Here is an 18035-nt window from a genome sequence, read left to right on the forward strand (position 1 = left end):
GCAAAATAAGAAGGGCTTTTTGTATGTTTTACAAGGACGAACGGCTTGCGCTGTTCATCGATGGATCGAACCTTTACGCCGCTGGTAAGGCGCTTGGGTTCGACATTGACTACAAGCTGCTACGGAACGAATTCATGCGCCGCGGAAAGCTTCTGCGGGCGTTTTATTATACCGCACTACTGGAAAATGATGAGTATTCGCCCATTCGTCCCTTGATTGACTGGTTGAATTACAATGGCTTCTCGATGGTCACGAAACCAGCCAAGGAATATACCGACAGTCAAGGCCGCCGTAAGGTCAAAGGCAACATGGATATCGAGCTTGTCGTCGATGCGATGGAGCTAGCTTCGCGCGTCGATCATATGGTGATCTTCTCGGGTGATGGCGATTTCCGCTCGCTGGTGGAAGCGCTGCAACGCCAGGGCGTGCGCGTCTCGGTTGTCTCCACCATGCGTAGCCAGCCACCGATGATCTCGGATGAGCTACGCCGTCAGGCCGACAATTTCATTGAGCTGTACGATCTCAAGGACGTGATTGGCCGGCCTACGCGCGACATGCCCGCTGACCGCCCGGAGCCTGTGTCAGAGATGGACTGACCCGCTCTGCCGGGGCGGGCGACTCCCTGTCCCAGCGCGGTTGCGGCGCAAAACCGCGCCACGCTCCCTTTACGGCCCGGCCAGCCTGCCTTACCTCTATTAGCATCAGGAGGCCCCGCCATGCGCAAACCACCCCTCACCCTTTATCTCGCTGCCCCGCGCGGATTTTGCGCCGGTGTGGACCGCGCCATCAAGATCGTGGAAATGGCTTTGGAGAAATGGGGGGCGCCCGTCTATGTGCGCCACGAGATCGTGCACAATAAATTCGTCGTCGATGACCTGCGCGGCAAGGGAGCTGTGTTTGTCGAGGAGCTGGACGATTGCCCGGATGATCGCCCGGTGATCTTCTCGGCCCATGGCGTGCCAAAGGCCGTGCCTGCCGAGGCCGCGCGGCGCGAGATGGTCTATGTCGACGCCACATGCCCATTGGTGAGCAAGGTCCATATCGAGGCCGCCCGCCACCATGAGGCGGGGCTTCAGATGGTGATGATCGGCCATGAGGGCCACCCCGAAACCGTCGGCACGATGGGGCAATTGCCCGAGGGCGAGGTGCTATTGGTCGAAACGGTCGAGGATGTGGCCATGGTGGAAGTCCGCGATCCTACGCGCCTCGCCTTCGTGACCCAAACCACCCTCTCGGTCGATGACACGATAGATATCGTGGCCGCCCTTCAGGCGCGGTTTCCGGGCATTGTGGGCCCCCACAAGGAAGATATTTGCTACGCCACCACCAACCGCCAAGAGGCGGTGAAGGCGATGGCCCCCAAGGCCGATGCCATGCTGGTCGTGGGCGCGCCCAACTCCTCCAATTCCCGCCGTCTTGTCGAGGTAGGGGCGCGCGCCGGGTGCAAATATGCGCAACTGGTGCAGCGCGCGACTGACATCGACTGGCGCGCGCTGGAGGGGATCACCTCGATGGGCATCACCGCCGGGGCCAGCGCACCCGAGGTGCTGATCAACGAGGTGATCGACGCCTTCAAGGACCGCTATGACGTGACGGTCGAGCAGGTCGAGACCGCCGTGGAGAATGTCGAATTCAAAGTGCCGCGCGTGCTGCGGGAGACTGCATGACCGCCATCCCCCGCTCTGCGCTGTGGCTTGGCCTTGCGGGCGTGATCCCTTTTGTCTGGGGCGCTCTGACAGTGATGAGTCCCGCTCTCTCAGACATCACGATGCGCTCCATCGGGCCGCGTTTCATAGGCCCTTACGTGATGCTCTTTTACGGAACGATCATCCTCAGCTTCATGTCCGGTGTGCTCTGGGGATTCGCAACCAAAATGGACGGCGCGCAGGCGGGCATGGGCTATGCGCTGTCGGTGATCCCGGCGCTTTGGGCGTTCTTCACCTCGGGGGCGGGCGTGCAAAGCACGGGGATTTCGCTGATGGTGGGCTTCGTAGGTCTGCTGGCGCTTGATTGGCTTTTCTGGCGGCACGGCGTAGCACCACCATGGTGGATGCATCTCAGGGTGCTTCTGACCGGGCTTGTTCTCATCTGCTTGGCCGTCGGAGTGTTCCTATGAGCATTGATCCCGAAACCCTCACTGTCTACGGAGCAAAAGCCGCCGAGTATGCGGACATGACGCAAGGCGAGGCGGAAAACCGCTTCCTCAGCACCTTCATCGCAGCCCTGCCCGAAGGGGCGCGCGCGCTCGATCTGGGCTGCGGTCCCGGCCACTCTGCCGCCGCAATGGCCCGCGCAGGTATTGCCGTGGACGCCATCGATGCCGTGCCCGAGATGGTCGCGATGGCACAGGCCCATGACGGCGTCACCGCATGGCAAGCCAGCTTTGATGAGATCACCGGCGAGGCCCTCTATGATGGAATTTGGGCCAATTTTGCGCTGCTGCATGCGCCAAAAGCCGATATGCCCCGCCACCTCGCTGTCTTGGTCAAATCGCTCAAGCCCGGCGGCCTCTTTCATATCGGCATGAAGACGGGCAAAGGCGAGATACGCGACACGATTGGGCGGCTCTATGCCTATTACACCGAGGACGAGCTTCACGGCCTTCTCAGTGATGCAGGCCTCAGCCCCGGCGAAAGCTGGACCGGGGAGGAACGCGGGCTTGACGGTGCCATGGCCCCTTGGGTGGTGATCCACGCGCATGGCTGATCTCATCGCCTATACGGACGGGGCCTGCTCGGGCAATCCCGGCCCCGGCGGCTGGGGCGTGTTGATGCGCGCGGTGGCAGATGGTGCCGTCGTAAAAGAACGCTGCCTCAGCGGCGGAGAGCCCGATACAACCAACAACCGGATGGAGCTTCTGGCCGCGATCCACGCGCTGGAAACACTCGCACGCGCCTCACAGATCACCATCGTGACCGACAGCCAATATGTGAAAAACGGCGTGACCGGATGGATCCACGGATGGAAGCGCAACGGATGGAAGACCTCGGCCAAGAAGCCGGTGAAGAACGTGGAGCTGTGGCAGCGGCTGGATGAGGCGCAGGCGCGGCATGACGTGATCTGGGAATGGGTCAAGGGCCATGCGGGCCACCCGGAGAATGAACGCGCGGACGCGCTTGCCCGCGAGGGGATGGCCCCCTTCAAGCCCAAGGCACCCCCCAAAACACAGCCCAAAGACGACGCATGAACGGGCTTATCTTACTCGATTACGCAGCGGTGCTGATTTTCGCGCTGACAGGCGCGCTGGTGGCGAGCCGTGCACAGCTTGATGTGGTGGGGTTCGCCTTTGTGGCCTGCCTGACGGCGGTGGGGGGCGGGACGCTGCGCGACGTGCTTTTGGACCGCAACCCTGTGTTCTGGATCGCGGACGGGACCTATATCCTGATCGCGGTCAGCGCGGCGGGGCTGGTGTTTTTCACAGCCCACCTTGTAGAGAGCCGCCTGCGCTGGGTGATGTGGCTCGATAGTTTCGCGCTCGCCGTGGCGGTGCCTGCGGGGGTCGGTGTGGCGATGGCGCTGGAGCAGCCTGCGCTGATTGTGGTCCTGATGGGGATGGTCACGGGCTGTATGGGCGGGCTTATCCGCGATGTGGTGGTCAATGAGGTACCCTTGGTGCTGAAACAGGGCGAGCTTTACGTGAGCGCTGCCTTTGCAGGGGCCCTTCTGGCGGTGGTGCTGCGGGAGCTTGATCTGCCGCTCTGGGCAGCGCTTGTGGGGTGCGGCGCGCTCACATGGACGCTGCGCGCGGGATCGCTCCAATTCGGATGGTCGCTGCCAGTTTACCGCACACGCCCACCGCGCAGCTAGAACGTCGCCTTGCTCAGCGTTTGCCGCGCCAGTGGAACGGCACGATGATCAACGCACCAATGGAGGACAAGATCGCATCAAGGCCGGGCACACCAAAGCTGATGCCGAACATGATCCGCAGGAAATAGAAAAGAAACGCGCCGCCCACGCAGATTATAATGGATTGCAGGATGCCGTTATGGGTAAATCCTGTCTTTTCTGACACATAGCCGACGATGCCCGCGATCACGACCGTTCCGATAAGCTGAGGAAACATGGGCTGCGCCTTTTCTAAAGCCGGGTGCCTTTGGGCACAGGCGTGCCGCGCAGGAATTCTGCTTGATCTTGCGCCCGCCCGCCCGCCTTCTGCAAGCGCAAAAGCTGCACTGCGCCGCGCCCGCAAGCAATTGTGAGAGCGCTGTCCAGCGCCTCGCCCGGCGCACCGCAGCCTTGGGTCTCAGCGGCGTTCAAGAGCTTGACCCGCGCGCCCTCCATCTCGGTCCATACGCCGGGAAAGGGCGAGAGGCCCCGGATATGGCAGGAGACCTCGCGCGCGGTCCAGGCCCAGTCAGCGCGGGCCTCGGACTTGTCGATCTTGGCAGCGTAGGTCACGCCCTCGCCCGATTGGGGCGTGGGTTTGAGCTTGCTCAGATTTTTAAGCGCCTCGGTGATTAAGTCCGCCCCCATCGCGCTCAGCCGGTCATGGAGCGTGCCTGTGGTCTCTCCCGCACCGATCGGCGTGGCAGAGCGCATCAAGACGGGTCCGGTATCCAGCCCCGCCTCCATCTGCATGATGCACACGCCCGTCTGAGCATCCCCCGCCATGATCGCGCGGTGAATGGGCGCGGCCCCGCGCCAGCGCGGCAGGAGTGAGGCGTGGATATTGAGGCAGCCATGGACAGGCGCGTCGAGCACCGCCTGCGGCAGGATCAGACCATACGCCACAACCACCGCCACATCGGCTTTGAGCGCCACGAAGTCCGCCTGCGCCGCAGCACCTTTCAAACTCTCGGGATGGCGCACGGGCAGGCCAAGCGCCTCTGCCCGCGCCTGCACTGGTGTGAGGCGCAACGCCTTGCCACGCCCCGCCGGGCGCGGCGGCTGGCAATAGACGCAGGCGATCTCATGGCCCGCCGCGACCAACGCCTCAAGCGCCGGGACGGAGAAGTCCGGGCTGCCCATGAAGATCACTCTCATTTCACGTCTCCTTGGCCTGCGCATGCTGTGTGGTCTGGATTTTGGGTATTTATGCCAAGAAAAAACAACGGGTGGTCAGTTATCTCGTCTTGGCTTGGGGGTTGAGGGCTCAGCGGTGTTTGCGCGCCCGGCGCAGGAGCATGTCGCGCTTTACCTTGCTCAGGTGGTCAAAATACATCCGACCGTTCAGATGATCGATCTGGTGCTGCACCGATGTGGCCCAGAGATGGACGAAATCGCGCTCTTGGGTCTCGCCCTCGGCATCCAGATACCGCACGGTCACGGCGCGGGGCCGCTCGATCCGGGCGGAGACGCCGGGCAGGTTGGGGCTTGCCTCCTCATAGGGGCGCATCTGGGCGCTGGCGTGCAGGATTTCTGGGTTTGCCATGCGCACCACCTGCCCCCGCGCCTCCGACGCATCAACCACCGCAAGGCGGAGCATCACACCGATCTGGGGCGCGCCGAGGCCTACGCCGGGCGTCGCCTCCATCGTGTCGATCATATCCTGCCAATGGGCGCGAACCTCATCGGTGATCGCCTCCACGGGGGCGGCGGCGGTCCGCAGCCGTGCATCGGGCCAAGACAGGCAACGGCGCACGACCACGCGCGCTACTCCCGCGCCATTTCGCGTTTGAGCTTTTGCATCCGGCGCGTGATCAGTTGGCGCTTCATGGGCCCCAGATATTCGATAAAAAGCTTGCCGTTAAGGTGGTCAATCTCGTGCTGCACGCAGGTCGCCCAGAGCCCGTCAAAGCCGCTGCTCTGCTCCGTGCCCGCCTCGTCGATCCAGCGGAGTTCAATCTCGGCAGGCCGCGTGACGTCGCCGAATTGCTCGGGGATCGACAGGCACCCTTCCTCATAGACATTGAGCGTGTCCGACACGGCCGTGATCACCGGGTTGAACATCACCATCGGGCGCGGCGCCTCACCCTCTTCCTTCACACAATCGAGCACGATCAGGCGGCTCAGCACGCCCACCTGTGGTGCCGCAAGACCGATACCCGGCGCGGCATACATCGTCTCAAGCATATCATCGGCAAGCTGGCGCAAATCGCCCGTGACATCGTCAACGGGGGGGCAGAGCTTTTTCAGCCGTGGATCGGGGTGTATCAGGATCGGCCTTTTCATGGCCGTTCATGTAGGGCAACGCGACGCGCGGCGCAAGACAGCCCCCTTGCACCTGCCGACCAGTCAGGTAGCTTGCCCCGCGCAATCCAAGGAGCACTCCCACATGAATTTCGACGAGATCATCGACCGTGTCGGCACCCATTCCAACAAATGGGATGACATGGAGGAGAAATACGGCGTCTCGCCCGACGATGGCATTTCGATGTGGGTGGCAGACATGGATTTCCGCCCACCTGCCTGCGTATCGGCGGCGCTGGGGCGGATGCAGGCGCATGGGATCTACGGATATTACGGCAATGAGGACAGCTATCGCAGCGCGATCCAGTGGTGGATGAAAGAGCGCCATAGCTGGAGCCTTGAGAAGGCGGATATCTTTACGACCCATGGCCTCGTCAATGGCACGGGCATGTGCGTCGATGCGTTTAGCGCGCCCGGCGATGGGATCGTGCTTTTTACGCCTGTGTATCATGCGTTTGCCCGGGTCATCAAAGCGGCAGGGCGTGAGGTGGTCGAATGTCCCCTCAAGCAGGTCGATGGCCGCTACACGATGGATTTCGACGCCTATGACGCGCAGATGACGGGCAAGGAGACGATGCTTATCTTCTGCTCACCTCATAATCCCGGTGGCCGCGTCTGGAGCCGTGAAGAGCTTGAGCAGGTCGCGGATTTCGCCCGGCGGCATGACCTCGTTCTGGTCTCTGACGAGATCCACCACGATCTGGTGATGCCCGGCGCGCGGCACACCGCCATGGCCGTTCTGGACGGGATCGCCGACCGTCTCGTGATGATGACGGCACCCACCAAGACATTCAATATCGCGGGCGCCCATTCGGGCAATGTTATCATTGCCGATGACACCTTGCGCGCGCGCTTTGCCCAGCGGATGGCCGCCCTTGGCCTCTCGCCCAACTCCTTCGGGATCGAGATGACCGAGGCCGCCTATTCCCCAGAAGGGGCTGCTTGGGTCGACGCGCTCTGCGCTTATCTCGATGGCAATCGGCAAGTGTTCGACACAGGCGTCAACGCCATTCCGGGCCTGCGCTCCATGCCGCTAGAGGCCACATATCTGGCGTGGGTGGACCTGAGCGGCACCGGCATGAGCGATGCGGAGTTTACCAAACGGGTGGAGGGCACAGCACGCATTGCCGCCAACCATGGTCCGACATTCGGCACAGGCGGCGAAGGGCATCTACGCTTCAATCTGGCCACGCCCCGCGCCCGCGTGAAAGAGGCGGTGAGCCGCTTGGCAGAGGCTTTTTCAGACCTGCAATAACCCGCTCAGCTATAGTCTTCGATCAGACCCATGGGCGCATCGCTGTGGCGCTCGAAATCCACAGGCTGCGTGCCTGAGGCTTCGGTCATGCGCTTATACTCAAACTGCGTCTCGCCCGCCTCCTGCGAGGACGCCACGATCAAACAGCGCGACATATGCCGCGCCCCGTCATAAAGATCGACCAACCCACGAATTTGCGAAGCCCGCTCCGGTTCAAGGGAAAAGCCACCATCCCAGGCGCGCATGATGGGATGCCAGCTGCCATCGGGCATTTCCACGCGCAGCTTGTGGCTCCGAAGGGCGGCAGCTTTACGCGCACGGTCCAGCCCATCCTGAATGTCCTGAGGCAGATACGTATCCATCACCGATTCCCTATCCCATTATAAGGATCAGAGTGCGAATAATTTTATTTCAATCAACATCATATTTGTCGACAGATTGTTTCGTTACCCTTTTGCCACTTTGGGGCGCAACACGTGCGGCATCTTGGGATCATAAAGCGCGCTATCCTTGAAATCGCGAACCTCCCCCAGAACCGGCCCCACCATGATCAGCGCCGTGCGCGTGATCTTCTCATCGCGCACCTTGCCGTGAATATCCGCAAGCGTGCCCCGGATGAACATCTGATCCGGCCAGCCCACACGGTATGCCACGACCACAGGACACGCCGCCCCGTAATGCGGGCTCAGCACGCGCACGATTTCGCGCAGGTTCCGAACGCCTAGGTGAATGGCCAATGTCGCGCCCGTGCGGGCAAAATTCTCCAGCGTCTCATGCTCAGGCATCGACGTGGATTTCATCGACACCCGCGTAAGGATAATCGACTGCGCCACCTCCGGCACGGTCAGTTCCTGCCCCAACGCCGCCGCCGCCGCCGCATAGGCGGGCACACCGGGGATGATCTCATAGCCAATCCCATCCACGCGCAGCCGCCGGATCTGCTCCGCAATCGCGCCATAAAGCGACGGATCGCCCGAATGGACCCGCGCCACATCCTCGCCGCGCGCGTGGGCAGCGACAATCTCTGCATGGGTGTCATCAAGCGTCATCGCAGCCGTATCCATTACCCGCGCGCCTTGGGGTGCACAGGCGACCACCTCCGCAGGCACAAGACTGCCCGCATAAAGACATACAGGGCACTCCCCGATGACGCGCTCCGCCTTCTTGGTCAAAAGCTCCGGATCACCCGGCCCCGCCCCGATAAAATAAACCGTCACAGCGTCCGCCCTTCTTCTTTGTCCAAAATACTCATACCCCCGCCGGCCCCGCCAAATCGCCGTCGATCTTGCGCGCATATCCGCGCGGCGTGAACATGCGCGGCCCCTCACCAAGCGCGGCCAGCCTGGAATTGCTGGACCCCACCAGAACAACGGTCAGCATATCGACCTCATCCACCTCTAAAGCATCAAGGCGGCGATAGCGGATATGCTCCTCGGGTCGGCCCAGATTGCTGGCCAGCATCACGGGCGTATCCGCCGGGCGGTGCTTGAGCAAAATCTCCCGCGCCTCGGCCAGAAGCGTCCGCCGCGTTTTGGAGACTGGGTTATAGAACGCGATCACGAAATCCCCCTCCGCCGCCGCATGCAGCCGCCGGATAATGTCATCGCGTGGGGTCAGCAAATCCGACAGCGATATGGTGCAAAAATCATGCCCCAAAGGCGCGCCCGCCCGCGCCGCCGCGCCCTGCAAGGCCGACACACCCGGCGTGCAGACCACATCGACCCGCCGGGCCGCATCACTCACACCCATTGCGTCGGGCGTGCGCGACAAAAGCTCGAACACAAGCGCCCCCATCGCGTAAATCCCCGCATCGCCCGAACATATGAGCGCCACGTTGCGCCCCTCTGCCGCCCGCTCCAGCGCATAGCGGCACCGCGCCTCCTCGCCCCCCAGCGGAAAGTCAGACCGCGCTTTGCCCGCAGCCAAAGGCCCCAGCAGATCAATGTAGAGCCCGTAACCCACCAATTCTTCAGCATCCGCGATCAGACGCGAGGCCTCGGGCGTGCGCCAGCTCGCCTGACCGGGGCCGATGCCCACCACGCTCAGCCGCCCCCGCGCGCGGCCCTTGAGGCTCACGAGCGGCGCATCGCTGCGCGTCAGCGCGCATGTCGCGACCGCGTTCTTGCGCTTGGGGATCACCAGATCGCCCCCCATCGCCAACGCCGCTCCCTCCGAGACACCGTGGCAGCCAACTTCGGCAAAAACCACCTCGGACGGAGTGGCGAGCCGCGCCGCCTGCGCCTCCAACTCTTCAGCTGTAAAGAGCCGCAGCGGCACGCCCAATCGCGCGGCAAGCTGGTTCACCGCAGGCTCATCCGCCTTGAGATCAATCGTCGCCACGCATGCCACAGCCCCTGCCGCAATCCCGGCCTCGGCCAAGGTCTCCTGAACCAAATCCCAAAGTACCTCCGGCTCTGCATCGCGCGCACATCCCACGCCCAGCGCAAACCGCTGCGGATGATAGACCAGCCGCGCCTCACTGCCATGCTGGAGCTCCTCGCTCACACATAGCGCAACCGCTCCGCCGGTATCCTCAAGGCCAAAGATGTTCTCGCCCTCGATGCGCATGCCAGCCCCCGACAGCATCATCACCATAGCGCCCTTGGCATCCTCGGGATTGGCCAGGCGATAGCCTTCGGGCGGCGCATCCAAAGCCGCCCCCATCGCCACATCGCCCGCCGTGGTCACAGCCGCCACAGCCCCCAAGCCTTCGGCGATCTGCACCGCAAGCCGGTTCGCCCCCCGGTGCCCGCCCAGAAGTGGCACCACCACAGCACCATCATCGCTGACCGAAACGACAGCAGGCTCTGTGCGCTTATCGGACAGGATCGGGGCCACCGCCCGGATCAAAATTCCCGACGCACAAACGCCGACAACCGGCACGCCTGCCGCAAAAAGATCACGCGCATGATCCAGCGCATTGGGGAAAAATGCCGCCGCATCAGCCACCCGGCCCTCGCGTCCATGCACATCCGCGCCGATCAGGGCCGCCACACGGTGCGCCACCGCCTCGCCAGAGGCGCTCAACGCCAGAACAACAGGTCTCACAGCCATGGATCGGCCCCTTTCGTGAGCAGGATCATCGAAAAATAAGGTGCCGCCTCAGGTGCCTCGGAGAGCGGGCACACCACCTCTTCAGGCAGGCTCGCACGCTCCACATAAACCGCGCGGCTCATCAGGCCGAGCCCCTCGATCACGCCGCGTATCTTGGCCAAATGCCGCCCCACCTTCATGATCACAACGCTCTCGGCCCCCTCGATGCGCCCCCGCAGCTCCGCCTCAGGCAAAGGCCCCGGCAGCACGGTCAAACGCTCGTTACGCGCACAAAGCGGCATCCCCGCTCGCGCCGCACAGGCCGTCACCGACGTTACCCCTGGCACGATCTCAACCTCAAACCGATCCGAGAGCCGCGCGTAAAGATACATGAACGAGCCATAGAAAAACGGATCGCCCTCACACAGACAAATCACATCATCACCTGCCTCCAAGGCCTGTGCGATCTGCGCGGCTCCCAGATCATAGGCCGCCTGCGCAGGGGCCCGCTCGGGCGTCATCGGCACATCCATCACAATCTCGCGCGCCCCCGGCGCAATGACCCCAGCCGCGATGGCCCGCGCAAAGCTGGGCGCACCCGCGAGCGCGGGATACGCCACAACCCGCGCACCGGAAATCAAGCGGTGCGCTTTGAATGTCATCAGGTCCGGATCACCGGGGCCAAGGCCCACACCGTAAAGAACACCGCTCACCGCCGCCCCCCGCTTTCTTCTTTGCAAAAATACTCAAATTGCGCCGCGGCTCTGTGCGCCCTCATCGCTTGACGAGGCTCCATTGCGTCACCGGCATCAAGGGCCGCCAACCGGTGAGCCCGCCCACAGGCTCCGCGCGGTTCACCATCAGCTTCACCAACTGCCCACCATGGCGCTTGTGCAGCTCCAACAGCAGGGCCTCACTCTCCAGCGTCACCGCATTGCACACCAGCCGCCCCAAGGGGCGCAGCGCCGCCCATGCGGCGTCAAACGTCGCCATGCTCAAGCCTCCACCGATGAAAATCGCGTCCGGCGGCGCGAGGCCCGCCAAGGCCTCCGGCACGCGCCCGTCTACCAACTCAAGCTTCGGCGCACCCAGCGCCAGCGCATTGGCCGCCGCAAGCGCGCGCCTGTCGCTGCGTGGCTCGATCCCGATCGCGCGGGCATAGCGCGCGGCGCGCATCCACTCCACCGCGACCGATCCACAGCCCGTGCCGATGTCCCAGAGCAACGCCCCCCGCATCGGCATCAGCTTTGCCAGCGTGGCTGCGCGCACCTCTTGCTTGGTCATGGTCCCATCATGCTGGAAAAGATCATCTGACAGGCCCGGCACACGCGGCATCAACGCCGCATCAGGTGCCGCGATACACTCGACCGCCAATGTATTGAACGCGGGCACGACATGATCCCAGCTCTCGGCCAACCCATCAAACCGCTGTTCCCCCGCGCCGCCCATCGCGGCCAGAACGGTCATCCGCGACGCGCCAAAGCCGCGCGCGGCCAGAAAGGCCGCGATCTGTCCCGGCGTCTCGGCCCCCGTGGTCAGAATCAAAAGCCGCGCATCGGGCTGAATAAAGGCGATCATCTGCTCCACCGGGCGGCCATGCACGGTGAGCGTTTCCACATCCGCGATGCTCCAGCCCATGCGCGCGGAGGCCAGCTGAAACGCGCTGAGCTGCGGATGATACGTGATCTCGGCTGCCGGGATCGCGCGGCCAATACGCGCGCCGACCGAGAACCACAAAGGATCACCCGTGGCCAGAACCACAACGCGGCGCCCCTGATACCCCCTCAGCACATCAACCAGCGCATCAAAGGGCGAAGGCCATGCCACACGCTCAGCCTCAACCGCGCCGGAAAGCTGGTGATGGCGGTCCCCACCGATGATAATCTCAGCCGCCTCGACCACGGCGCGGGTGGCGGGGACAAGCCCGTCCATACCGTCCTCGCCAATGCCCACGATATGCAGCCACGGTGCGCGCGCCGCGCTCATGTGTCCAACTCCGGCAACCCGACGGCCAAAGCATTCACCGCAGCCGAGGCCATGGCCGACCCACCCCGCCGCCCGCGCAGCGCCACAAATTCACAGCCGCGCGGGTTCTCGGCCAGTTCGGCCTTGCTCTCGGCGGCGCCGACAAACCCCACCGGAAAGCCAAGGATCACGGCAGGTTTCGGCGCGCCTTGATCGATCAGTTCCAACAGATGAAAAAGCGCCGTGGGCGCGTTACCAATGGCCACCACAGCCCCCTCCAGATGATCCGCCCAAAGTTCCACCGCCGCCGCAGAGCGGGTGTTGTCGATGCCCGCCGCGATCCCCGGCGTGCGCGGGTCGTTGAGGGTCACGATCACCTCATTGCCTTTGAGATAGCGCCGGATGATGCCCGCGCCGACCATCTCGCAATCGCATAGGATCGTCGCCCCACCTGCGATGGCCGCATGCCCCGCCGCATAGGCCCCGTCGCTGAACGCGATCCGGTCCGCGATCTCGACCATACCGCAAGCGTGGATAAGGCGCACGGCCATCCTCTCCATCCCTGCATCGAACCGCTCCAGCCGCGCCTCGGCGCGCACGGTGGCGAAGCTCGCGGCATAGATCGCGGATGGATTTTTCTCATATGGGCGCACGGGCGGGCCTTCTTGGGTTAGGCGGTGTGGGTGGAGCGGATGTCGGCTTGGGGTATTTTTGCCAAGAAAAAGCCGGGGTCAGTCTTTGGCTTTTCCGGTGGCCTTTCGGGCGCTTTCGGGGCCGTGCGGGTGATTTGCGTGCGGGTAGACCGGATGGGCGTGGTCATGATCATGGTGGTGGTGATCATGGCTGTGGTCGTGCCCGTGACTGTGGCCGTGACTGTGCTCATGGCTGTGATCGTGATGATGATGGTGATGCGCTTGCTTGTCCTGCATCTCAAGCCGGCAAAGGCCTGTGCAGAACGTGTCGCAAAGCGTGCAATCCGCCACGTTGGAGCCGGGGGCGGACGCGCCCTGCCCTTCGACATGGTGGTGGTGGCTTTCCTGAATCGCGCCAACCTCATCCTCGAAGCCCAGAACCGCGCTGCGATATTTGCACATCACGCAAGTGGGTGGCGGGACCGCGCCGAAAGCCGGATGATCAGCCCCTTTGTCGCGGGCAATCGCCGCGCGCTCGGCGGGCGTGATTTTCTGCACCTCTTCGCCCTCGATGGCGAGGACTTGCGTGCGGTACTGGCACGTTCCGCAATTGGGCGGCGGGACGGCATAGGTCTGCTCGGTGATGCGCTCGGCGAACGTCTCGAGCACCTTTGGGTGATCTCCAAGATAGCCCGCCTTGACGAATTGCATCTCAGGGTGCTCGGCCGCGACACGGTCGGTGAAGCCATAAATTCGGTCGATCAGGATGCCGGAAAAGAGGAAATAGGGGAACACGATGACGCGCTTGTAGCCCAGCTTGGCCACATGTTGCAGGCATGGCTCCACCAATGGGAAAGTCACGCCGGAATAGCCCACCTCGCACCAACCAAAGCCGATACCCTCTTGCAGCATGCGCGCGATCTTGGCGACGTTACCATTGGCGTCCGGATCAGACGCGCCGCGCCCGATGACCACGAGGCATGTGTCGTGAATATCCACCTCGCCCAACTCGGCGTTGGCCGTCTCCAGCGCCGCGCGGATGCGGCCCCCGGCGGCGGCGATCATCTTGGGGTCCACGCCCAATTCGCGGCCATAGCTGACCTGCATACCGTGTTTCGCAGCATACGTATTGAGCACGGTGGGGATGTCGTTCTTGGAATGCATCGCGGCAAAGAGCATCCCCGGCACCGCCAGAATACGTTCGCATCCTGCCGCGCGCAGCTTGTCCAGACCATCGCGGATCACTGGGTTGGCAAACTCAAGGTAGCCATATTCCATCTCCCACCCATCGGGCAGAAGGGCCGGCAGCTTGTCCGCCAAGGTGGCGAACTCGTCCACCGCCGATTGGCTGCGCGAGCCATGTCCGCAGATCATCACACCTGTTTTGGTCATGGTGTCAGGCCTCTTGGCTGTCATCGGCGGGCGCATCGTCCGCCTCGGCCTCATCCTTGGCTTTGCGCCCCTTCAGCCCGGCCCAAAGCCCAATCGCAATCGCCGCACCGATCGCGGCCGCACCCAACCAATGGCCATGCCCCGCAACCTCGGCCAAATGGCCAGGATGGGCCTGCGCCATGGTGGCGGCGAAGAGCGCGGCGACGCCCAAAAAGGTGATTTTCATGGCAATCGGTTCCCTTGTATCTGGTATCATGTCTGGCAGCCTCACCGCGCGGTTGGAAAAAGAGCGCTGCATGAGAGGCCGGTGCCTGTCCATGTGATCAACGATGCGACAAGCGGGCCCCCGAGGGAGGTCGGCCCCATGTCGCGCCTCTTTTCGGCCCAAGCGGTGGGCATCGTCATCACGATCTATAGCTAAGGAGGGGGATGTGTGCAAACATGGAAACGGCGGCTTTAGTCCTCAGACAGGGCGTCCGTAATGCGCCACCATATTAGCCAGATCCTCGGGCGGGGTGTCTGATTGGACCATAGCGCGGGCGTTGGCGCTATGGGCAAAAATCGATCCGTCGGAGAAGAAAGAGGTGTTGGTGACAAAGATAATCGGCGAATCAGGGTGACGGTAGGAGATGAAATCCGCGACCACCAGCGCGCTGCCCTGAGCCAGAACGAGGTTCAGCACGATGATATCGAAAACTTGCGTCTGAAGCGCACCAATGGCCTTGGCCTGCCCGCCCACAAGACGCACATCCATATCCATACGCTCCATATGGCGTTGCCAGAGCGTCCCGAGCTCGGGATCGCTTTCGACGATCAGAACCTTCACTGCAATCTCCCGCACAAACGTATCACTCGGCGGTCTTTCAAAACGGACAACTCATCACAGACCCGTTTTCCGTCGGAGCCAAAGATAACACAAGCTGTGTCATAGGGGAAAAGAAGCAACATAATCCCCCATGATCGGCAAAGCCTCGCCGCCAAGGGCCTTGCAGCGCCGCGCGTTATCCGTTTGAACATGCACCAACCAAAAGGAGGCGGCCCAATGACCACATGGATCACGATCTGCGACACCTGCAAGCGCGACGATTGGAGCGAGGACACCCATGAGCGCCCGCACGGCGTTGATCTGGCCGAGCTGGTGGAGGCCGCCGCCGAAGGCCGCAATGTGCGCACCCGGCGCGTGTCTTGCCTCATGGGCTGCAAACAGGGGTGCAACATCGCCATTCAGGCCGAGGGCAAGCTGGCCTATACGCTAGGCCGGTTCGAGCCAATTGCAGAGGCCGCCGAGGGGATCGTCGCCTATGCCGAAATGCACAGCGCCAGTGCCTCCGGCCAAGTACCCTTCCGCGATTGGCCCCAAGCCATCAAGGGCCATTTCGTAACGCGCCACCCACCTTTGCCCGGCGCCGAAGACTGACCCGCGCACCGCGTGACCCCCTGAGTGCACCTGAGAGAGTCACATGAGCCTCGCCCTAATTCTCACCATTGCAATGATCCTTGACGCCGCCTTGGGCGAGCCACGCTGGCTTTGGTCTCGCGTGCCCCATCCTGCCGTGATCATGGGCAACCTGATCGGCGCGGCAGATGCGCGGTTCAACCACGGGCCGTTTCGCCAGATCAAGGGCGCCGCAACCCTCGCCGCACTGGTGCTGGGTGCGTGGAGCGCAGGTTGGCTCATTGCGCAACTGGGCGGGATCGTCACCGCCCTTGCCGCCGCAATCTTGTTGTCGCACCGGTCTTTGGTGGAGCATGTGGAGGCGGTTGCGCGCAGCCTGCGCCAATCGCTACCGGAAGGACGCCGCGCGGTAGCGCAAATCGTCGGGCGCGATACCGCAGGGATGGACACCGCAGATGTGAGCCGGGCCGCAATCGAATCAGCCGCCGAGAATGTGTCGGATGGGGTGATAGCACCGCTTTTCTGGTTCCTCATTGCAGGGCTGCCGGGGATGATGGTTTATAAGATGGTCAACACGGCCGACAGCATGATCGGCTACCGCACCCCGCGCCATGAGGCGTTTGGCTGGGCCGCCGCAAGGCTCGACGATCTGCTGAACCTCGCGCCAGCCCGGCTGACCGCGCTGATGATCTGGGCGCTTCATCCGCCACGCGCGGATTGGGCCGAGATTGCCACCGACGCGGCCAAGCACCGCTCGCCCAATGCAGGCTGGCCCGAAGCGGCCATGGCACGCGCCATCGACACCGCGCTCTCTGGCCCGCGCAGCTATCACGGCACGCGCGAGGACTTTCCATTCGTGCACCCACGCGGCACACAAGACGCAGGCCCCACCCAGATTTTCGCGGCGACATCCGTGCTCTGGCGCCTCTGGGCCGGGGTGCTGGCGGCGGTCCTCATCCTCGCCATGCTTTTCTAACAGCCTATTTCAGGACTGCACGCATTACGCAAATCGCGTTACCCTGTCCCAAAACATTGGGAGACTTGATATGCGCCGACTGACCTGCCTCACCGCCCTTTGCCTCACCCTCGCGGCCCCAATGACGGCCTCGGTGGCCCATGCGGCTTGCGGCGGCAGCTTCGACACTTTCGTCGCGGGCCTCAAATCCGAAGCGGTGCAGCGCGGCCATGCACAGGCCACTGTAGAGAGTTTCTTCGCCTCTGCGCGGCAGGACCCGTCGGTGATCAAAGCCGACCGCGCGCAAGGCGTGTTCCAAAAACCCTTCACCGAATTCGCAGACCGCCTGATCAGCTCGGGCCGCCTCAACACGGGCCGCGCCAAGGCCCGCGAGTTCGACGCGATCTTTGACCGGATCGAAGCGCAATACGGCCTCAACCGCGGCGTTCTCTTGGCCTTTTGGGCATTCGAGACGGATTACGGCGGGTTTCAGGGCAATTTCAACACGCTCAACGCGCTCGTCACGCTCAGCCATGATTGCCGCCGCCCCGACCTCTTCCGCCCGCAGGTTTTCGCGGCGCTGGAGCTGTTTGAGAAGGGCGATTTCGATCCGGTGCGCACCACAGGCGCTTGGGCGGGCGAGATCGGCATGGTCCAGATGCTGCCCCGCGACATCATTGAAAGCGGCGTGGACGGTGATGGCGACGGGCATGTCTACCTCAAAACCTCCGCCCCCGATGCGCTGATGTCCGCAGGCAAAATGCTCAGCGGGTTTGGCTGGCGTAAGGGCCAGCCATGGCTGCATGAGGTGGCCGTGCCTGCCGAGATGGACTGGTCCAAATCGGGCCTGCGCACGACGATGAAAGCGTCTGAGTGGGAGCGGCTTGGCGTGCGCGCGCGCCACGGGCAGCTTGCCGGTGGGTTGGAGGCAAGCCTTCTGCTGCCGCAAGGGCGCAAGGGCCCTGCCTTTCTCGCCTATCCCAATTTCCGGGTCTATTTCGATTGGAATCAGAGCTTTACCTACGTGCTAACCGCCGCCTATTTCGCAACACGTCTGGAAGGCGCACCCGTGATGACACGTGGCAACCCCGAGCCGGGGCTCAGCAGCAATCAGATGAAGCAGCTTCAGACCAAGCTCGCCGCACGCGGCTATGACGTGGGCAAAATCGACGGCATTTTGGGCGCAGGCACCCGTGCGGCGGTGCAGGGTGTGCAGCAAAAACTGGGACTGCCCGCCGATAAATGGCCGACCCCGGCCCTGCTGAATAAGCTCTGAGA

Annotated in this window: 23 protein-coding genes; 10 read left to right on the forward strand and 13 right to left on the reverse strand. The window is 63.1% G+C overall.

The window, feature by feature from the left end:
• The first annotated feature begins 23 nt into the window (after positions 1 to 23).
• The 6 genes from KUD11_RS01380 to KUD11_RS01405 all read left to right on the forward strand — a co-directional run bounded on the left by KUD11_RS01380 (position 24) and on the right by KUD11_RS01405 (position 3807).
• Positions 24 to 596 carry a LabA-like NYN domain-containing protein gene (locus tag KUD11_RS01380; protein ID WP_109387264.1) on the forward strand — a complete coding sequence of 191 codons (573 nt, stop codon included), beginning with the start codon at positions 24 to 26 and terminating at the stop codon, positions 594 to 596.
• A 120-nt stretch (positions 597 to 716) separates the two neighbouring features.
• The gene (gene ispH, locus KUD11_RS01385; protein ID WP_109387262.1) at positions 717 to 1667 is read left to right on the forward strand and encodes a 4-hydroxy-3-methylbut-2-enyl diphosphate reductase; all 951 of its coding nucleotides are present in this window, start codon (positions 717 to 719) and stop codon (positions 1665 to 1667) included.
• Positions 1664 to 2116, forward strand: a complete 453-nt coding sequence (locus KUD11_RS01390) for a DUF3429 domain-containing protein (protein ID WP_109387260.1) — start codon at positions 1664 to 1666, stop codon at positions 2114 to 2116. The genes ispH and KUD11_RS01390 overlap by 4 nt, the downstream gene beginning before the upstream one ends.
• The gene (locus KUD11_RS01395; RefSeq protein WP_109387258.1) at positions 2113 to 2706 is read left to right on the forward strand and encodes a class I SAM-dependent methyltransferase; all 594 of its coding nucleotides are present in this window, start codon (positions 2113 to 2115) and stop codon (positions 2704 to 2706) included. Before KUD11_RS01390 ends, KUD11_RS01395 begins: the two co-directional genes overlap by 4 nt.
• Entirely contained in the window at positions 2699 to 3187 is a 489-nt protein-coding gene (rnhA, locus tag KUD11_RS01400; RefSeq protein ID WP_109387256.1) for a ribonuclease HI, read from the forward strand. Before KUD11_RS01395 ends, rnhA begins: the two co-directional genes overlap by 8 nt.
• Positions 3184 to 3807, forward strand: coding sequence for a trimeric intracellular cation channel family protein (locus tag KUD11_RS01405; protein ID WP_109387254.1), 624 nt, complete (start codon positions 3184 to 3186; stop codon positions 3805 to 3807). Before rnhA ends, KUD11_RS01405 begins: the two co-directional genes overlap by 4 nt.
• Before the next feature lie 13 nt (positions 3808 to 3820).
• Here KUD11_RS01405 and KUD11_RS01410 read toward each other — a convergent pair whose 3' ends face one another.
• The 4 genes from KUD11_RS01410 to def (KUD11_RS01425) all read right to left on the reverse strand — a co-directional run bounded on the left by KUD11_RS01410 (position 3821) and on the right by def (KUD11_RS01425) (position 6111).
• A complete protein-coding gene (locus KUD11_RS01410) occupies positions 3821 to 4063 on the reverse strand; it encodes a hypothetical protein (RefSeq protein WP_109387252.1) in 243 nt (80 codons plus the stop codon).
• Between the two features lie 14 nt (positions 4064 to 4077).
• Positions 4078 to 4983 carry a methionyl-tRNA formyltransferase gene (gene fmt / locus KUD11_RS01415; protein WP_109387250.1) on the reverse strand — a complete coding sequence of 302 codons (906 nt, stop codon included), beginning with the start codon at positions 4981 to 4983 and terminating at the stop codon, positions 4078 to 4080.
• Positions 4984 to 5092: 109 nt separating this feature from the next.
• On the reverse strand, positions 5093 to 5587 hold the full coding sequence (def, locus tag KUD11_RS01420; protein WP_109387248.1) for a peptide deformylase: 495 nt from the start codon (positions 5585 to 5587) through the stop codon (positions 5093 to 5095).
• Between the two features lie 5 nt (positions 5588 to 5592).
• A complete protein-coding gene (gene def, locus KUD11_RS01425) occupies positions 5593 to 6111 on the reverse strand; it encodes a peptide deformylase (RefSeq protein ID WP_109387246.1) in 519 nt (172 codons plus the stop codon).
• Positions 6112 to 6214: 103 nt separating this feature from the next.
• Here def (KUD11_RS01425) and KUD11_RS01430 point away from each other — a divergent pair, with 103 nt between their 5' ends.
• Positions 6215 to 7384 carry a MalY/PatB family protein gene (locus KUD11_RS01430; protein ID WP_109387244.1) on the forward strand — a complete coding sequence of 390 codons (1170 nt, stop codon included), beginning with the start codon at positions 6215 to 6217 and terminating at the stop codon, positions 7382 to 7384.
• Between the two features lie 5 nt (positions 7385 to 7389).
• Here the strand turns inward: KUD11_RS01430 and KUD11_RS01435 are convergent, their stop codons facing one another.
• The 9 genes from KUD11_RS01435 to KUD11_RS01475 form a co-directional block, all read right to left on the reverse strand.
• Positions 7390 to 7746, reverse strand: coding sequence for a hypothetical protein (locus tag KUD11_RS01435; protein WP_109387242.1), 357 nt, complete (start codon positions 7744 to 7746; stop codon positions 7390 to 7392).
• A gap of 84 nt (positions 7747 to 7830) precedes the next feature.
• Positions 7831 to 8601: a precorrin-4 C(11)-methyltransferase gene (gene cobM, locus KUD11_RS01440; RefSeq protein WP_109387240.1), complete on the reverse strand. Its 771-nt coding sequence runs from the start codon at positions 8599 to 8601 to the stop codon at positions 7831 to 7833.
• A gap of 31 nt (positions 8602 to 8632) precedes the next feature.
• Positions 8633 to 10438: a precorrin-3B C(17)-methyltransferase gene (gene cobJ, locus KUD11_RS01445; RefSeq protein ID WP_109387238.1), complete on the reverse strand. Its 1806-nt coding sequence runs from the start codon at positions 10436 to 10438 to the stop codon at positions 8633 to 8635.
• The gene (gene cobI, locus KUD11_RS01450; protein WP_109387236.1) at positions 10429 to 11130 is read right to left on the reverse strand and encodes a precorrin-2 C(20)-methyltransferase; all 702 of its coding nucleotides are present in this window, start codon (positions 11128 to 11130) and stop codon (positions 10429 to 10431) included. Before cobI ends, cobJ begins: the two co-directional genes overlap by 10 nt.
• A gap of 61 nt (positions 11131 to 11191) precedes the next feature.
• A complete protein-coding gene (gene cbiE / locus KUD11_RS01455) occupies positions 11192 to 12403 on the reverse strand; it encodes a precorrin-6y C5,15-methyltransferase (decarboxylating) subunit CbiE (protein ID WP_109387234.1) in 1212 nt (403 codons plus the stop codon).
• Positions 12400 to 13035 carry a precorrin-8X methylmutase gene (locus KUD11_RS01460; protein WP_109387232.1) on the reverse strand — a complete coding sequence of 212 codons (636 nt, stop codon included), beginning with the start codon at positions 13033 to 13035 and terminating at the stop codon, positions 12400 to 12402. Before KUD11_RS01460 ends, cbiE begins: the two co-directional genes overlap by 4 nt.
• A 78-nt stretch (positions 13036 to 13113) precedes the next feature.
• Positions 13114 to 14406 carry a sirohydrochlorin chelatase gene (locus KUD11_RS01465; protein ID WP_109388389.1) on the reverse strand — a complete coding sequence of 431 codons (1293 nt, stop codon included), beginning with the start codon at positions 14404 to 14406 and terminating at the stop codon, positions 13114 to 13116.
• Positions 14407 to 14410: 4 nt separating this feature from the next.
• Positions 14411 to 14632: a DUF6732 family protein gene (locus KUD11_RS01470; RefSeq protein ID WP_109387230.1), complete on the reverse strand. Its 222-nt coding sequence runs from the start codon at positions 14630 to 14632 to the stop codon at positions 14411 to 14413.
• Between the two features lie 237 nt (positions 14633 to 14869).
• A complete protein-coding gene (locus KUD11_RS01475) occupies positions 14870 to 15232 on the reverse strand; it encodes a response regulator transcription factor (RefSeq protein ID WP_109388387.1) in 363 nt (120 codons plus the stop codon).
• A 216-nt stretch (positions 15233 to 15448) separates the two neighbouring features.
• Between KUD11_RS01475 and KUD11_RS01480 the strand changes: the two genes are divergently transcribed.
• From KUD11_RS01480 to KUD11_RS01490, 3 genes are all read left to right on the forward strand, one after another.
• Complete coding sequence (locus KUD11_RS01480) at positions 15449 to 15823, forward strand: DUF1636 family protein (protein ID WP_109387228.1); 375 nt, start codon at positions 15449 to 15451, stop codon at positions 15821 to 15823.
• 43 nt (positions 15824 to 15866) lie between these two features.
• A complete protein-coding gene (gene cbiB, locus KUD11_RS01485; protein ID WP_109387226.1) occupies positions 15867 to 16778 on the forward strand; it encodes an adenosylcobinamide-phosphate synthase CbiB in 912 nt (303 codons plus the stop codon).
• Positions 16779 to 16848: 70 nt separating this feature from the next.
• Positions 16849 to 18033, forward strand: a complete 1185-nt coding sequence (locus tag KUD11_RS01490) for a lytic murein transglycosylase (protein ID WP_109387224.1) — start codon at positions 16849 to 16851, stop codon at positions 18031 to 18033.
• Positions 18034 to 18035: the final 2 nt, after the last annotated feature.

It is taken from the genome of Roseovarius carneus (assembly GCF_020141465.1).
GTDB lineage: Bacteria > Pseudomonadota > Alphaproteobacteria > Rhodobacterales > Rhodobacteraceae > Roseovarius > Roseovarius carneus.

What these genes read in the sequence shown, in the direction of transcription:
- KUD11_RS01380 (WP_109387264.1), top strand. Translation starts at nt 24, where the DNA reads ATGTTTTACAAGGACGAACGGCTTGCGCTGTTCATCGATGGATCGAAC.
- ispH (WP_109387262.1), top strand. Translation starts at nt 717, where the DNA reads ATGCGCAAACCACCCCTCACCCTTTATCTCGCTGCCCCGCGCGGATTT.
- KUD11_RS01390 (WP_109387260.1), top strand. Translation starts at nt 1,664, where the DNA reads ATGACCGCCATCCCCCGCTCTGCGCTGTGGCTTGGCCTTGCGGGCGTG.
- KUD11_RS01395 (WP_109387258.1), top strand. Translation starts at nt 2,113, where the DNA reads ATGAGCATTGATCCCGAAACCCTCACTGTCTACGGAGCAAAAGCCGCC.
- rnhA (WP_109387256.1), top strand. Translation starts at nt 2,699, where the DNA reads ATGGCTGATCTCATCGCCTATACGGACGGGGCCTGCTCGGGCAATCCC.
- KUD11_RS01405 (WP_109387254.1), top strand. Translation starts at nt 3,184, where the DNA reads ATGAACGGGCTTATCTTACTCGATTACGCAGCGGTGCTGATTTTCGCG.
- KUD11_RS01410 (WP_109387252.1), bottom strand. Translation starts at nt 4,063, where the DNA reads ATGTTTCCTCAGCTTATCGGAACGGTCGTGATCGCGGGCATCGTCGGC.
- fmt (WP_109387250.1), bottom strand. Translation starts at nt 4,983, where the DNA reads ATGAGAGTGATCTTCATGGGCAGCCCGGACTTCTCCGTCCCGGCGCTT.
- def (WP_109387246.1), bottom strand. Translation starts at nt 6,111, where the DNA reads ATGAAAAGGCCGATCCTGATACACCCCGATCCACGGCTGAAAAAGCTC.
- KUD11_RS01430 (WP_109387244.1), top strand. Translation starts at nt 6,215, where the DNA reads ATGAATTTCGACGAGATCATCGACCGTGTCGGCACCCATTCCAACAAA.
- KUD11_RS01435 (WP_109387242.1), bottom strand. Translation starts at nt 7,746, where the DNA reads ATGGATACGTATCTGCCTCAGGACATTCAGGATGGGCTGGACCGTGCG.
- cobJ (WP_109387238.1), bottom strand. Translation starts at nt 10,438, where the DNA reads ATGGCTGTGAGACCTGTTGTTCTGGCGTTGAGCGCCTCTGGCGAGGCG.
- cbiE (WP_109387234.1), bottom strand. Translation starts at nt 12,403, where the DNA reads ATGAGCGCGGCGCGCGCACCGTGGCTGCATATCGTGGGCATTGGCGAG.
- KUD11_RS01465 (WP_109388389.1), bottom strand. Translation starts at nt 14,406, where the DNA reads ATGACCAAAACAGGTGTGATGATCTGCGGACATGGCTCGCGCAGCCAA.
- KUD11_RS01470 (WP_109387230.1), bottom strand. Translation starts at nt 14,632, where the DNA reads ATGAAAATCACCTTTTTGGGCGTCGCCGCGCTCTTCGCCGCCACCATG.
- KUD11_RS01480 (WP_109387228.1), top strand. Translation starts at nt 15,449, where the DNA reads ATGACCACATGGATCACGATCTGCGACACCTGCAAGCGCGACGATTGG.
- cbiB (WP_109387226.1), top strand. Translation starts at nt 15,867, where the DNA reads ATGAGCCTCGCCCTAATTCTCACCATTGCAATGATCCTTGACGCCGCC.
- KUD11_RS01490 (WP_109387224.1), top strand. Translation starts at nt 16,849, where the DNA reads ATGCGCCGACTGACCTGCCTCACCGCCCTTTGCCTCACCCTCGCGGCC.